The sequence below is a fragment of the Thermodesulfobacteriota bacterium genome (assembly GCA_040758155.1).
Lineage (GTDB): Bacteria > Desulfobacterota > Deferrimicrobia > Deferrimicrobiales > Deferrimicrobiaceae > UBA2219.
In genome coordinates this window covers 1-14027 of the sequence record JBFLWB010000115.1, presented here as the reverse complement: position 1 = coordinate 14027, position 14027 = coordinate 1, and the positions used below count along the sequence as shown (strand labels likewise).

At 65.6% G+C, this 14027-nt stretch carries 14 protein-coding genes; 2 read left to right on the top strand and 12 right to left on the bottom strand.

Translation table 11 applies throughout. The features are described from left to right. The 3 genes from AB1346_07470 to AB1346_07460 all read right to left on the bottom strand — a co-directional run. A partial coding sequence (locus AB1346_07470; GenBank protein MEW6720272.1) for a hypothetical protein occupies positions 1–547 on the bottom strand: 547 nt, incomplete at its 3' end. A gap of 10 nt (positions 548–557) precedes the next feature. Beyond that, positions 558–2351, bottom strand: a complete 1794-nt coding sequence (locus AB1346_07465; GenBank protein MEW6720271.1) for a long-chain fatty acid--CoA ligase — start codon at positions 2349–2351, stop codon at positions 558–560. 24 nt (positions 2352–2375) lie between these two features. After that, positions 2376–4052, bottom strand: coding sequence for an ATPase, T2SS/T4P/T4SS family (locus AB1346_07460; protein MEW6720270.1), 1677 nt, complete (start codon positions 4050–4052; stop codon positions 2376–2378). 111 nt (positions 4053–4163) lie between these two features. Here AB1346_07460 and AB1346_07455 point away from each other — a divergent pair, with 111 nt between their 5' ends. Together AB1346_07455 and AB1346_07450 are read left to right on the top strand one after the other, a co-directional pair. Then, on the top strand, positions 4164–5003 hold the full coding sequence (locus tag AB1346_07455) for a hypothetical protein (protein ID MEW6720269.1): 840 nt from the start codon (positions 4164–4166) through the stop codon (positions 5001–5003). 43 nt (positions 5004–5046) lie between these two features. Then, positions 5047–5652, top strand: coding sequence for a nitroreductase family protein (locus tag AB1346_07450; protein ID MEW6720268.1), 606 nt, complete (start codon positions 5047–5049; stop codon positions 5650–5652). On the opposite strand, the gene AB1346_07445 is transcribed toward AB1346_07450, so the two are convergent. The 9 genes from AB1346_07445 to AB1346_07405 all read right to left on the bottom strand — a co-directional run. Continuing rightward, the gene (locus AB1346_07445) at positions 5639–6910 is read right to left on the bottom strand and encodes a CBS domain-containing protein (GenBank protein ID MEW6720267.1); all 1272 of its coding nucleotides are present in this window, start codon (positions 6908–6910) and stop codon (positions 5639–5641) included. The genes AB1346_07450 and AB1346_07445 overlap by 14 nt on opposite strands. 19 nt (positions 6911–6929) lie before the next feature. Then, positions 6930–7724 (bottom strand): glycine cleavage system protein H, encoded by a 795-nt coding sequence (locus tag AB1346_07440; protein ID MEW6720266.1) that lies wholly within the window; start codon positions 7722–7724, stop codon positions 6930–6932. Between the two features lie 9 nt (positions 7725–7733). Then, complete coding sequence (locus AB1346_07435; protein ID MEW6720265.1) at positions 7734–8459, bottom strand: glycine cleavage system protein H; 726 nt, start codon at positions 8457–8459, stop codon at positions 7734–7736. Next, a complete protein-coding gene (gene nrfD, locus AB1346_07430) occupies positions 8438–9733 on the bottom strand; it encodes an NrfD/PsrC family molybdoenzyme membrane anchor subunit (GenBank protein MEW6720264.1) in 1296 nt (431 codons plus the stop codon). The genes AB1346_07435 and nrfD overlap by 22 nt, the downstream gene beginning before the upstream one ends. Next, positions 9723–10640: a 4Fe-4S dicluster domain-containing protein gene (locus tag AB1346_07425; protein MEW6720263.1), complete on the bottom strand. Its 918-nt coding sequence runs from the start codon at positions 10638–10640 to the stop codon at positions 9723–9725. The genes nrfD and AB1346_07425 overlap by 11 nt, the downstream gene beginning before the upstream one ends. 25 nt (positions 10641–10665) lie before the next feature. Further along, on the bottom strand, positions 10666–11292 hold the full coding sequence (locus AB1346_07420) for a hypothetical protein (GenBank protein ID MEW6720262.1): 627 nt from the start codon (positions 11290–11292) through the stop codon (positions 10666–10668). A gap of 49 nt (positions 11293–11341) precedes the next feature. Then, complete coding sequence (locus tag AB1346_07415; protein MEW6720261.1) at positions 11342–12052, bottom strand: glycine cleavage system protein H; 711 nt, start codon at positions 12050–12052, stop codon at positions 11342–11344. A 387-nt stretch (positions 12053–12439) separates the two neighbouring features. Next, entirely contained in the window at positions 12440–13789 is a 1350-nt protein-coding gene (locus AB1346_07410; GenBank protein ID MEW6720260.1) for a sigma-54 dependent transcriptional regulator, read from the bottom strand. Between the two features lie 7 nt (positions 13790–13796). Beyond that, on the bottom strand, positions 13797–14027 hold a 231-nt coding region (locus AB1346_07405; GenBank protein MEW6720259.1), incomplete at its 5' end, for an archemetzincin.

Genomic DNA, 14027 nt, shown 5'->3' with positions numbered 1-14027 from the left:
ACTGGAAGCCGGAGCGCTCGTACAGGATCGCGCTGTTGTACGACAGCGGCTCGAGGAAGTAGAACTTGTGGCCCACGCGCTCGAAGAAGACGTCCCACGCCGATACCATGTCGCTCCGGATCCTCATGCCGCGCCGCACCTGCCCGGGGCAAAGGCCGGCCTCCATCGCCCGGATCTCCTCGGGAAGGTTCCGCCGCGCGGTCCCGAAGTACGTCTCGAGGCCGTTCTCGTCCCGGTCGACCGTGAACCGCTCCCCATCGGGGTCGTTCACGATGATGAAGGAGATCTCCATCTGCCCGAAGGGGGAATTCGAGACGTCGAGGAAGTACGCGGCGTCCGGGTCGGACGGGTCGCGCCGGAGGTCGATCTGGAAGAAGGGCATCTTCTCCGGGCAGGTGATCTTCAGGCATTCCCTGCCCTGCGGGTTCCGGAACGTGCAGGGGTCGATGGCGAACTTCTCCAGCAGCCGCGGCGGCACGAGCGTCGCCAGCAGGGCGGTCCGCTCCTCCGCCCGCATCGCGTTGATTTCGTAGATCGAGACCGGCAAAGGTTCCCCTTCAGTCCTTTTCGTAGAGCGCGTCGAGCAGGTGCCCGTACTTTCCGACCACCACTTTCCTCCGGATCTTGAGGGTCGGCGTCAGCTCCCCCGTCTCCTGGGAAAAGTCGTTGCCCAGCAGCACGAACCGCTTCACCTGCTCGAACGACGCCAGCCCCCGGTTGATCCCGTCGACCCGTTCCCGGATCAGCTTCTCGACCTCCGGGAGCTTCGCCAGCGCCTGGATCTCCCGCTCCCGGATTCCGTGCTTCCCGGCCCATGCCAGGAGCTCGTCGGGAGACAGGGTGATCAGCGCCGTGAGATACTTCTTCCGGTCCCCGTACACGAACGCCTGGCTGATGAACGGGTCGTTCTTCAAAAGGTTCTCGACATTCTGCGGGGCGATGTTCTTTCCGCCGGACGTCACGATGATGTCCTTTTTCCGGTCGGTGATCCTGAGGAATCCGTCTCCGTCGAGGACCCCGATGTCGCCGGAATGGAGCCATCCTTCCGGATCGATCGCCTCCTTCGTGGCGGAGGGGTCGTTGTAGTACTCCTTGAAGATGTGCCGGCCCCGGATGAGGATCTCGCCGTCGGGCGCGATGCGGACCTCCGTGCCGGGAAGCGGGATCCCGACGGTCCCGAACTTGTAGTTGTCCAGCCGGTTGCACGACGCGATCGTCGAGGTCTCCGTGAGGCCGTACCCCTCGATGATGAGCACCCCGAGCGCGTGGAGGAACTCGGCGATCTCCTGGGCGAGCGGCGCGCCGCCGGAGACGAAGAAGCGCAGCCGGCCGCCCATCCGCTCCCGGATCTTCCCGAAGACCAGCCGGTCCGCGATCGAGTTCTTCCACGCAAGGAACCCGGGGATCGCCTCCCCCCGCTGCTTGCGGCGGGACACCTCGCGCCCCACCCCGAGCGCCCACCGGAAGATGGCCTTCTTCAGCCCCCCGTCCTCCTCGACCTTCGCAAGGACGCGGGCGTAGAACTTCTCGTACAGCCGCGGGACGCTGACCATGATCTCGGGGCGCACGACGGCCAGGTCCTCGGCCACCGTCTGGAGCCCGCGCGCGAACGCCGTGACCGTCATCGCGTCCCAGGTGATGAAATGCTCGATCCGCCCGAGGGAGTGCGCCAGCGGGAGGAACTGGAGGAACATCGATCCCCGCGGGATGTCGATCGCCTCCAGCGTGGATGTCACGTTGAACGCGTAGTTGCCGTGGCTCGTCAGCACCCCTTTCGGCGGGCCGGTCGTCCCCGAGGTGTAGATGATCGTCAGGTCGTCCTCGGGCCGGATCTCCTCCGTCCGCCGCTCCAGGGCGCCGGGATTCGCCGCGCCGTATTCCCGCCCCCGCCTTTTCAGCTCTTCCAGAGAGACGGTCCGGTCCTTCCCCGCGGGATCCCCGGTCATCGTCACGACGGCGGCGAGCCCCGGGAGCCGGCCGGCGCACCAGGCGACCTTGTTGAACTGCGGCTCGTCCTCGACGACGACGGCGCTGGCGCGGCAGTGCGCCAGGATGTACTCCACCTGGTCGGGAAGGCTCGACGGGTAGATCGGCACGGGGATGAAGCCGCCCAGGATCGCGCCGATGTCGGCCAGGCACCATTCCAGGCGGGTGCCCGAAAGGATCGCCACGCGGTCGCCGCGCGACAGCCCCGCGGCCATCAGCCCGAGGCAGATCTCCCGCGCCGCGTCGCCCGCCTGCCGGTACGTCACGGGCGTATACACGCCCCTTTCCGGTACCATGTACCTCACCGCGTCGCCGCCCTCGGCGATCCGGTTCAGGAACATCCTGTTCAGCGTGGTTTCCTTCAATGGGTTCCCCTCGCGGACGCGTTCTCAGCGGAAGAACGGCAAAACGTCATCGTATGTTACCATCCCCCGGCGGAGCAGATCGTGGACGGATTCGACCGCCGGGTAAAAATCTTCCTTGACGAGCGCGCCGAGTTTTTCCTCGAGGTCCATGTCCGATGCGACGATGTTCTCCACCCCCGGCGTGAACGGCAGGAGCTCGATGAGCGCCATTTTCCCGGAATAGCCGGTCCCGCCGCATTTCGGGCACCCCGCCGGGAGGTAGAAGGAGAAGTCCGTCACGACCCGCTCCAACTCCTCCCGGTAGCGTTCGCCCACCATCCTCAGGGACGGCTTCGCCGGCACCGCGCGCCGGCAATCCATGCAGAGCAGCTTCACCAGCCGCTGGTGCATCGCAAGCCGCACCACGTGCGCCAGGGTGAACGGATCGACGTCGAGCGTCAGCAGCGTCCGGAGGGTCCGGTCGAAATTGTGCCTGCGGATGCCGCACAGGACGACCATCCCCGATTCCGCGAGGTGGACCAGCGCGGCGAGATCGTCCGGCTCGGAGATGTTCTCGATCATCAGAATGTCGGGCTCGAGCGACTCCGCGAGCCGCGGCCAGCTCCGGGAGTATCCCTCCTCCATCTGGCTCCGCAGAAGCTGGATGTATCCCTCGTTGCGGAACCGGTGCCGCTCCTCCACCGTGACCACGCGCCTCCCCGGGCGGTTCGCCTGCCGCAGCATGGCGTACAGCGTGGTGGCCCCCCCTTCGGGACCGGGGGAGGAAACCAGGAACAGGCCGTCCCCCCTCCCCAGCACCTTCTGCGTGATCTCGTACTGCGCGGCGTTCAGCCCGATGGAATCGAGGGAAAGGCCGGTCCGCAGGTCGGGGACGATCTTCACGATCACTTCGGGTCCGGAAAGCCCCCGGACGAAGCTCGCCTGGCAGGCCGTGACGCCGGAGGACGATTCGATGTGGAAGACCTTCTCGGAAAGGCCGGACGGCGACACCGCCGCGGACGAGAGCTCGAGGAACGCCTCCTGGAGGATCCCCCTGCGCCGCAGCGGGCACGAGAGCAGCAGGACGGGCTTCCCCTCGCTCCCTCCGCGCCCCTCGATGACCAGGTCCTTTCCGGCCGGATACATCCTCATGCCGGAAATCTCCCGGCTCGCGCAGTGCAGCAGCATCCGCTCGACCACGTGGCGGACGCCGCCGACGGACAGCCAGTCCTCGGCCTCCTCCCGCGTGATCGCCCCGCCCGTGATCTCCGCGGGCAGAAGGCTCTCCGGCTCCGGGTAGAGCCGGGAGATGATCCTGCCGATCGTGCGCCGGGGGCAGATCACGATCCGCACCGGCATCCCGCTCATCTCCTCGATGGAGGAAAACGCCGTGTGGCAGAACGGGTCCGCCGTCGCGACCGTCAGCCGGCCGCCTTCCCGGGAGATGGGAGCGATCAGGTTTTCCCGGGCCATCGTCTCCGGGAGCGCCTCAGCGAGCTCCACCGGCACCGAATCGGGCTCGATCTCCAGGAAGGGGATCCCGATCGTCTCGGCGAGGATCCACCCCCGGGCGTCCTGGTGAAGCCGGTTTCCCAGCACCGCGGCCTCGAGAAGAGGGATCCCGCGCACGGAGGCGGATTCCCGGATCTCCTTCATGTCGCCGGGAGTCACATAGCCGAGCCTCGCCAACCTGTCCAGGAGATCGGGGGTGCTCTGGGACACCGATGCGCATCCTCGAGGGCCGGAATTTTTTTCAACTTTATTAAAAAGGGGATGGAAAGTAAAATCCTATTATCCTTTATGAAATTACCATACACGGAGCGTCGCCCCCCGATGCGCAGGTTCCTGTTCGCGGTCCCCGCCGTCGTCCTGCTCCTTTCCGGATCGGGATGCATCGTAACAAGGTCGGCTTACGAGGTGAAATCGAAGGAAACGGACTCCTTGAGGAACGCCCTCGCCTCCCTGAACCGCGAGAAGGCGAAACTTGCGGAGGAAAACTCGGAGCTGTCGAAGCGGGTGGCCGCGGGGAAGGAAGCCGAGGCGGCGCTGGCGGGGCAGGTGAAGGAGAGGGATGAATCGCTGAAGCGGCTGGGAGAGAACCGGGTCGGACGGGAGCGTCTCATCGACGAACTGCTCGAAGGCGAAAAGGCGACGGGACGCAAGGTGCAGGAGCTGACCGCGCGGGCCGAGGGCTGCGACCGGGAGCTCGCGGAGGCGCGGCGCGCGGGCGCCGAAAAGGAGCGGGAGATCGCGGAGCTCGAAAACCGGAGCGCGATCCTCTCCGGCCGCATCGAGCGGATCCGGGAGGAGACGCGGGACCCGTCGCTGCGGATGGACGAGAAGCTTCGGCGGCTTTCCGCCGGCCTGGCGGAGGTCTCCCCGCAGATCGGCGTCATCCCCGTCGGGACGTCGCTGCGGATCGTCGTGCCCGAAAAGCTCCTCATCGGCGAGCGCGGCGGGAAGCTGACGAAAACGGGGACCGAGATCGTATCGAGGATCTCCGGGGCCGTGGCGGAGATGCCGGCGACCTCCCTTCTCGTCGTCACGGGAGGGAAGGACTCCGCGGAGACCGTCCGGGCAGCCGCGTCCGGCGGCGGGATCCCGCGGGAGCGGCTCCTCTCCCACGTCCGGGAGAAGGAGCGCGCCGCGGAGTTCCTTCTGTTCGGCCACTGACCCCGGGTAAGACAACTTAACGGGATTTCAAGGAGGAAACGGGATGGATGTCTTCACGGCGATGAAAGAGCGTCAGAGCATCCGCAAGTTCCGCAAGGAAGCCGTGCCGCGGGAACAGATCCTCCGGATGGTGGAAGCCGCTTCCTGGGCGCCCACGGCCGGGAACGCCCAGAACTTCCGGTTCATCGTCGTGCACGACAAGGAGACGCTCGCCCGCATGAAAGGCATCGTGGACGAGATCCTCGAGCGGATGACGGGAAAGGAAACCCCGCAGGGGAAACCCTCCAGCCACAACCTGTTCGCATACGCCCCGGCCGCCGTCTGCGTCGTGGGGATGCCCTTCGAGTCGTCCACGGACAAGGCGGTCCGCGAGAAGGACCCCGAGCGGTACAAGAGCCGCCGCTTCCAGGTGAACCCGGGGCTGCAGGGGATCTCCGCCGGGATCGCGCAGTTCCTCCTGGCCGCCCACGCGCTGGGGTACGGCGCCTGCTGGATGACCGGTCCCCTGATCGCCAAGGCGGAGCTCGAATCCACGCTCCTCGTCCGGCACCCGGAGGAGCTGGTCGCCGTCATCGCGCTGGGGAAAACGGATTCCGCCCCGAAAAAGCCGCCGCGCAAGCCCCCGGAGGAGATCGTCACTTTCCGGTAGAAGGGACCTTCTCGAAGCGGAGCCTGCGGATGCTGTGCCCCTCGGTCTCGATCACCGTGATCCGGTACCCGTGGGCCCGGAAAGTGACCCTTCCTTCGGGGATGTCCTGGAGGCAGTCCAGCGCGAACCCGCCGGCCGTCTCGTAAACGGGGCTCAAGGGAATATCGATCCCGTAATCGTCCCGGAGCTCCCGGACCGGGATCGAGGCCGGCACGGTCAGCGCCCCGTCCTTCTCCCGCACGGGGACCTCGGCGGGAGGCTCCCCTCCCGCGATGTTCCCGAGGATCTTCTCCAGCAGGTCGTCCACGGTGATGACGCCGCAAAGCATTCCGTGCTCGTCGATCACGATGGCCATGTGGGAGGGCGCGCGCTCGAACCGGCGGAACAGCCCCCCCATGTTCATCGACTCCGGAACGTAGACCGGCTTTTCGAGGAGGCGTTCCCAGGGAAGATCCTCTCCCGCCAGGAAGAGCGAGCGCGCCGGAAGGACCCCGACCACCTCCTCCCCGTTCACGGCAAGGACCGGATAGCGGGAGAACGAGGTTTCCCCCACGATCCGCCGCACTTCGGAAAGTGGGGCGCCCTGTCGCAGGAACACGACCCGGGACCGCGGCGTCATCTCCTCCGACACGGTCCGGTCGCCGAACCGGAGGATTCCCTCGATCATTCTCTCCTCGGTGGGACCGATCGTTCCGTGCTCCGCTCCCTCCTCGATGACGGTCAGGATCCCCTCCTCGGACCCGAAGCGGATATCCATCAGCGCCTCGGGGGAGAACTTCCCGGGAAAGAAGAACCGGCCCGCCCCCTCGACGGCCGCGGCGGGAAGCGCCGAGAGCCGCAGGATGCGCAGCGTCGCCGCCCCTCCCCGCAGGACGGCCTCCGGATGGACGAGTCCCCGCCGGGTCGCGATGTTCTCCATGAGGAAGACGAACAGCAGGTAAGACGCCGTCCAGGCCGCCGCGAGCCCCAGGCCGCGGAGCCCTCCCGCGCCGATCCACGCTGCTGCGGCGGCGTATCCCGCCGCAACGGCGGAGGCGATCTTCAGTAGCGCGGCGGCCGCCCACAGGGAAAACGGGAACCGCAGCGAGGGGTCCCTCGTCTTTTCGAGGATCTCCGCCGCGGTTTCGTTTCCCCGTTCCGCCGCTTCCGAAAGCCCCTCCTCCCCCAGGATCAGGAGGGAGGAACGGACCCCCGTGGCCGCCATTCCGAGCGAGGACAACGCCAGCGCGGCCGCGGCCCATACCAGAGCGCCACCCATGGATCACAGTATAACCGCATCAGGCAAGATCCTCATCGTCGACCCGCAGGTGCGTCATGGCGAGTTCCCGCCACCGTTTCCCTCCCAGGGCCTTCGCGAACCCGTCGACGGGAAGGCCGCCGTCCTGCATGACGGGGCCCAGCGCGGCGTCCTCCGCCGGGAACAGCTTCCTCAGGGAGTCTTCCATCCAGGACACCGCGACCTTCCCCGACAGGAGATGCCTGCCGTCGCAGGAGAGGCGGTCGGACTCCACCCGGAACAGCCACCCTTCCGCGTACGGGTCCCGTTTCAGGATCTCCGGGGAGCGGAGGACCTTGTCGTTCACCGCCGTGACCACGCCGCTCACGGGCGACAGCATCGGGACGACGGCGGCATCGACCTTGAGGCTCCACCCCGCCTTCCCCTGCTCGACGCGGGAGCCGACGGGCGGCAGCTCGACGGCGTCCACCGTCCCCACGAGCTTCTGCGCGAAGTCGGTCATCCCGACGCGGACCGGGCCGCTCTTCCCGCCCGGCGCCCCTTCCGCCTTCATCCAGCCGTGCCCCTGATGGAAGCTGTAGCCGTCCGGCACGCGGAACGTGCCGAGGTGGCGTCCCTGACCCTGCGGCAGGGTTTCCGTCTTCCGCGGAGGGGGACGCATCAGGAAGTACTGCAAGACGAGGAATCCGACGAAAAAGACCGCGGCGATCAGATACTCGATCCCCTTGGTCGCGTAGATGTCGACGAAGGTGAAACCGCCCATCCCGATCACCTCCGCTTTCCATCCGCACCCTTCCCCCGCGCCGGCGCCGGAAGACCGCTCCGGCGCCGGCACGGGGATCCGTCAGCGGGGGAACTCCTCTCCGTCGACGCGCAGGTGCGTCATGGCGAGCCCCCGCCACCGCTCCCCTCCCAGGGCCTTCGCGAACCCGTCGACGGGAAGGCCGCCGTCCTGCATGACCGGGCCCAGCGCGGCGTCCTCCGCCGGGAAGAGGTTCCTCAGGGAGTCTTCCATCCAGCTCCTCGCGACCTTCCCCGACAGGAGATGCCTGCCGTCGCAGGAGAGCCGATCGGACTCCACCCGGAACAGCCACCCTTCCGCGTACGGGTCCCGTTTCAGGATCTCCGGGGAGCGGAGGACCTTGTCGTTCACCGCCGTGACCACGCCGCTCACGGGCGACAGCATCGGAACGGCGGCGGCATCGATCTTGAGGCTCCACGCCGTCTTCCCCTGCTCGACGCGGGAGCCGACGGGCGGCAGTTCGACGGCGTCCACCGTCCCCACGAGCTTCTGCGCGAAGTCTGTCATCCCGACCCGGACCAGGCCGCTCTTCCCGCCCGGCGCCCCTTCCGCCTTCATCCAGCCGTGCCCCTGGTGGAAGCTGTAGCCGTCCGGCACGCGGAACGTGCCCAGGTGGCCCCCCTGCCCTGCCGGCAGCGTTTCCGGCTTCCCTGGAGCGGGCCGCATCACGCGGTACTGGAGCACGAGGAACCCGATGAAGAATACCGCGGCGACCAGGTACTCGATCCCCTTGGTCGCGTAGATATCTAAGAAGCTGAAACCGTCCATCTCGCCACCTCCGCTTTATTTTCGTGCCGCGCCGTCCTGTATTCGGGGTGCTCGCCGAGGATCGGCATCCGGTTGATGACCCACCGGAACACCCAGAGCTCCATGCTGATGACCGCCAGCGTCACCCACACTTCCTGCCAGGAGGGGTAATACCGCACCGCCTCGTACCACTTGAAGGCGATCACCGAGATGTTCAACCGGTTCAGGATCACGCCGAGCGCCGTCAGGAAGGCGGTCGCCTGGACGAGCTTCACGTTCCGGTTCCTGACCGCCACGACGTAGAGGACCATCGGAACCGCGGTGCAGCCCACGACCTCGAACAGGTACCAGAGGCCCATTCCGGAGAACAGCATCCCCCACTGGTGCCCGTGGATCAGGTCGATCCCCTTGAGGAACAGGTACGCGGCCATCACACTGGCGGAACCTTTCCCGAGGCCGAGGATGATGTTGTCGTAAGCCGCCTCGTGCCCGGGCTCCACGCGGCTCGAGAAGATCTTATGGGTGAACCGGCTTTCGATGATGATCATGGAGAACCCGGCGAACATGCTCGAGACGAAGAACAGGACCGGGATGTTGCTGGAATACCAGAGCGGATGGATCTTGGAGGGGGCCGAGAGGAACAGCGCGCCCAGGCCGGCCTGGTGCAGCGTCGACAGCGTGACGCCCAGGATCACCACGGCGGCGTTCGAAATCATGAGGATCCGGCGGACCCGGGGCCAGTTCAGCCATTCCGCCACCGCGGGCGCGGTCTCCAGGAACAGGCAGATCGTATACAGGAGGAAGTGCCAGGCGACGAGGAAGAGCACCGATCCGTACCCGTAGCCGTTGCCGATGATGGGATTGACCACGTTCCACGGGCGCCCCAGGTCGAGCAGCAGCGCCCCGCTGTAGAAGACGTACGCGAGGAACCCGTTCAGCACGGTCGCCCGCACGATGGGCTCGTACTTCTCGACCTTCAGGATGTGCACGGCGAAGCACAGCACGTACGCCCCGCCCGCGAAGGCCACTCCGGTCACGACGTCGAACCCGATCCAGATGCCCCAGGGATATTCCTGGCTGAGGTTCGTGATCGCGCCCAGCCCTTTCCAGAACCGGAGGACGATGAGGGCGAGCCCGACGACGATGATGATGCCGGTGATGACGTTGAACGGCGTGATCACCGGCCCCTTGGGCTTCAATTCCGCCAGGAAGAACTTGAAGCACCCCTTCAGCGTCCCGGTGTCGGGCGCGCTCCCTCCGCTTCCGACGACCGCCGTTTTCGATTCAGTTCCCATGTCCGTCCTCCTTCCCGTGACCTTCCTCTTTCCCGGTGACGAGGTAATTGAATCCGAACAGCACCGCCGGCCAGAGGATGTCCACCAGGGGGACGGACGACAGGAACCCCGAGGTCAGTTCGGGGTACGGCCTCGTTCCCAGGTCGTTCCGGTAGCCGAATTTCTCCATGGGGACGGCGGACAGGTACATGTAGCCCGTACCGCCGACCTCGTGCTCCCCGTAGATATGGGGATAATAACGGTCGGGGTTCTGGTAGATCCTTCGCTTCGCCTCCTCGATCAGGTCCCTCCGCTTGCCGAACAGCGTGGCTCCCTCGGGGCATGCCTGGGCGCACGCGGTCGGCTCGCCCTTCGCCACGAGATCCGGGCATCCGATGCATTTCATCACGTACGGAGTCGGGTCGTTGTAGTCGAACCGGGGGATGTCGAAGGGACAGGAAATCATGCAGTACCGGCATCCCATGCAGCGGTCCTTGTGGTAGACGGTCGGCCCTTCCGGCGTTTTCACCATCGCCTTGCAGAGGCACGCGGAAGCGCAGGAAGGCTGCGTGCAGTGCATGCACTGCTTCCGGACGAAGATCGGCTTGTCCTTGGTCTTCTCGTCCTCGAACCGGTTGATGACGAGGAACGCTTCCGGCGTGGTGTCGCGCTTCCTCTCGAACACGCCTTCGGTCGAGAAGGATTCCTTCGGCTCCGGCAGCTTGTTCTGCTGGTTGCACGCCTCCTCGCACGCGCGGCAGCCGATGCACTTCGTCGTGTCCAGCAACAGTCCGTAGAACTCGGTCGGCGCCTGCGCCTGCTTGCCCCCCGGCGCCGCCAACTGCGTGGATGCGGCCGCCTTCGCGGCGCAGAGGCCGCCGCTCGCCAACCCGGCCCACTTCAGGAATTGCCTTCGAGACGGATTCATGAGTCCCCCCCAGCGGGTTTGATGATTAACGGAGAAACGTCTCCGTGAATGCCTTGAAGGTCGCCTCGTCCATCTTTCCGACGACCCCGTCCGTGTGCGTACCTCCGTCGGCAAGGGTCGCGCCCACTTCCTGCAGCGTCCCCATCCGGAAGGTGATGAAGTCCTTGAACTTCGCCATCTCCGCGCGGAACCAGCCCTCTTCCTCCCGGTACTCCTTCATCCGCGCCATGTTGGCCCGGATGCGGGTCGGGCGGATCACCACGAGGTAATCGTCCTTGTAGGAGAATTCCCCGTCGTTCGCCCGCCGGAGATTCACGCCGCAGACCACGCCGTCCAGGGGGGACGCCAGGTGGACCTGGCGGCCGCCGTGGGCCAGGGTGAGAAGCGGATCTCCCTGCTTCACGGACCTTCCCTCGGAGGGCAGGATCACGTCGTCCACACGCCCGAGGATCCCCCGGAGGAACCGGTCGATCCCGATCTTTGCGACCCCCGCCGGCTGGAACGCGGCCCACGTGTGCCCGGGGTGGAACCAGATCCCGCCGGTCGATTCGTCCGCCGCCAATGCCTTGGCCAGCCTCTTTTCCCGGGACAGCAGCCAGATCCCGGCTCCCGCGAGGATGACCAGCGTCGTCACCGTAAGCAGCACCACCATCTTGTCCTCCTTTCCGCGGCTTCCCCGCGGAGTCGTTCTTGCCGCGGCCTCAGCCGATGAACAGGTTCGCGATCCTTTCCCACTGCGTGTCCGTCAGCTTCCCGCCGATGTCGGCCAGGGCGTCGCCCCCGTCGGTGGCGGTCATCCCCAGCTCCGTCGCGAAGGAGCGTTGGAGCCGCTCGACCTCCCAGGAGAGCCACTGCTGGATGCTGTTCCCGTGGAACAGCCCCTTCAATGCGTCGGCCTGCGCTTCCATCGAGTAGACCCACCCCTCCTGGAACGGGTCCCGGTTGATCAGGGACGGGTCGGATGCGAGGCGGGGATTCACTTCCGCCACGATCCCGTTGGAAGGAGACACCATGCGGACCGTCCGCGCGCCGGAGTGGATCAGGAAGGTGACGGCGTTCTCCTTGACGACCGATCCTTCCGACGGCAGGGAGACCCGGTCGATCTTCCCGATCAGCTTCTGCGCGAAATCGTCGATCCCGACCCTCACGCGGTGGTGGGTCTCCCCGGAGGGAAAGACCCAGATATGTTTCGGGTGGATATGGTAGTCGGAGCGGTAACGGAAGCCCCTTACCTGCTCGACCGCCACCTTCGGCCGGCTCCTTTCCTGGTACAGGGAGCAATCCGTGTAGCTGCAGGTGTTGCATACCCCCTTCGACGACAGGGCGCGGTCCAGCGGGATCATCTTCACCGGGAACGCCTTGCAGAAGGTGACCGTCTTGACTTCCAGGAATGGACACTTTCCCTCGCTCATCGCTTCCTCCCCTGCGCTCGTTACCCGGTCAAGCCCTGTGCCATGCGCCCCTGCCGGCGCCCAGCGCCAGCTTCAGCCCGTACCCGATGAGGATCAGCGCGATCATGGCGTAGAACATTGCGATCACCGCCTTTCGTCCGTATTCTTGTCTTGAAATACAGCAACGGCCGTGCCGGGATCCGACACGGCCGGGTCGCATTTCATAAGATATTGATTTATATGAGTATTACAGCAGGCAGTGCGCGGGAAGAAGCGTGCACCGAAATCCGGGATGTGTAGCGTATTTCTACATTCAAATGAAGATCACGGGAAAACTGTTTAAATTATAAAATGTTGCTGGTGTGTAAATTATCAACAGTCATTCGTGCAATTCCACACCCAACGACCTCACACCGGCCTGTCTCCCTTCAGATTGTGCTTGCGGATCTTGTTGTAGAGGGTTGCCCGGTCGATCCCGAGGATCTGCGCGGAGCGCTGGATGTTCCAGTTGTTGCTCTGGAGCACCTGGCGGATATGCTCCACCTCGATCTCCTCGAGCGACCGCCCCGTAACCGCCGCCCGCGCCTCCGACGGCAGGTCGAGGTCGGCTTCTCCGATCGCCCTCCCCCGGGAGACGACCATCGCCCTTTCGATGACGTTGCGGAGCTCCCGGGCGTTCCCCGGCCAGGGGTGATCCATGAGTTTCCGCATCGCCGGCTCCGTGACCCCCTCCATCTCCTTCCCCATCTCGATGTTGAACTTCTCGATGAAGCTCCCGACGAGGAGGGGGATGTCCTCCTTCCGCTCCCGGAGCGGCGGGATCCGGAAGGAGATCACGTTCAGGCGGTAGTACAGGTCGTCGCGGAACTTCCCTTCCTCGATGGCCTTCCGCAGGTCCCGGTTCGTGGCGGCGATGATCCGCGATTCGATGGCGATGACCTGGGATCCCCCCACGCGGGTGAATTCCTTCTGCTCGAGGACCCTCAGGAGGTCCTGCTGCAGTTTCAGGCTGATGTCGCCGATCTCGTCGAGGAACAGCGTCCCGTTCTTCGCGATCTCCAGCTTCCCCCGCTTGAGGGAGTCGGCGCCCGTGAAGGCCCCCTTCTCGTATCCGAACAGCTCGCTCTCCAGCAGCGTCTCGGTCAGCGCGGCGCAGGAGACGGAGATGAACGGCGCGGACTTCCGGTCGCTTTCCTCGTGGATGGCCCGGGCGAGGAGCTCCTTCCCCGTTCCGCTCTCCCCCTGGATGAGGACGGTGGAGCTGCTCCTGGCGACCGTCCGCACCATTTCGAAGATCCCGAGCATCTCGTCATTCTTGCTGATCATGTCGTGGAGGCGGTACTGCTTCTTCAGCTCCTTGCGCAGGAACTCGTTCTCCTGCACCAGTTTCCGGTGCTCGACGATCTTCCGGATCGACAGCGACAGGTCCTCCGGGTTGAACGGCTTCACGAGATAGTCGTAGGCTCCCTGCTTCATCGCGTTGACGGCGGTGTCCACGGTGGCGAAAGCGGTCATGATCAGGACGACGATGCCCGGCCGGAGCCTGCGCGCTTCCTCCATCAGCTGGAGCCCGTCCATCCCCGGCATCTTCAGGTCGACCAGCAGGAGCGTCCAGTCCCGTTCGGGAAGGCGCTCGAGGGCGCGCGCCCCGTTTTCCGCGGTCACGACTTCGTAGCCGTCCTCCTGGAGCCAGCTCGACAACGACTCCCGGACGATCTCCTCGTCATCGACCACCAGGATGCTGACTTTCTGTTCCATGTCTGCGTCATCCTCCGTTGATTCTGGCCTGCAGGAAATCGCCGCACGTCCTGCACATCGTCCTGCCCTTCATGTCGACGTCGTGCACCGTGTTGGAAAGGCGCATGACGCATTCCGGATGCGGACAGTGGATCAGCCCGTACGTGTGCCCCAGCTCGTGCAGGCATTCCTTGTGAAGCCGCTCGAGGAAGAGCGGTTCGTCGGGCTCCAGACCGTAGAACTCCTGGCGGAGCCGCGA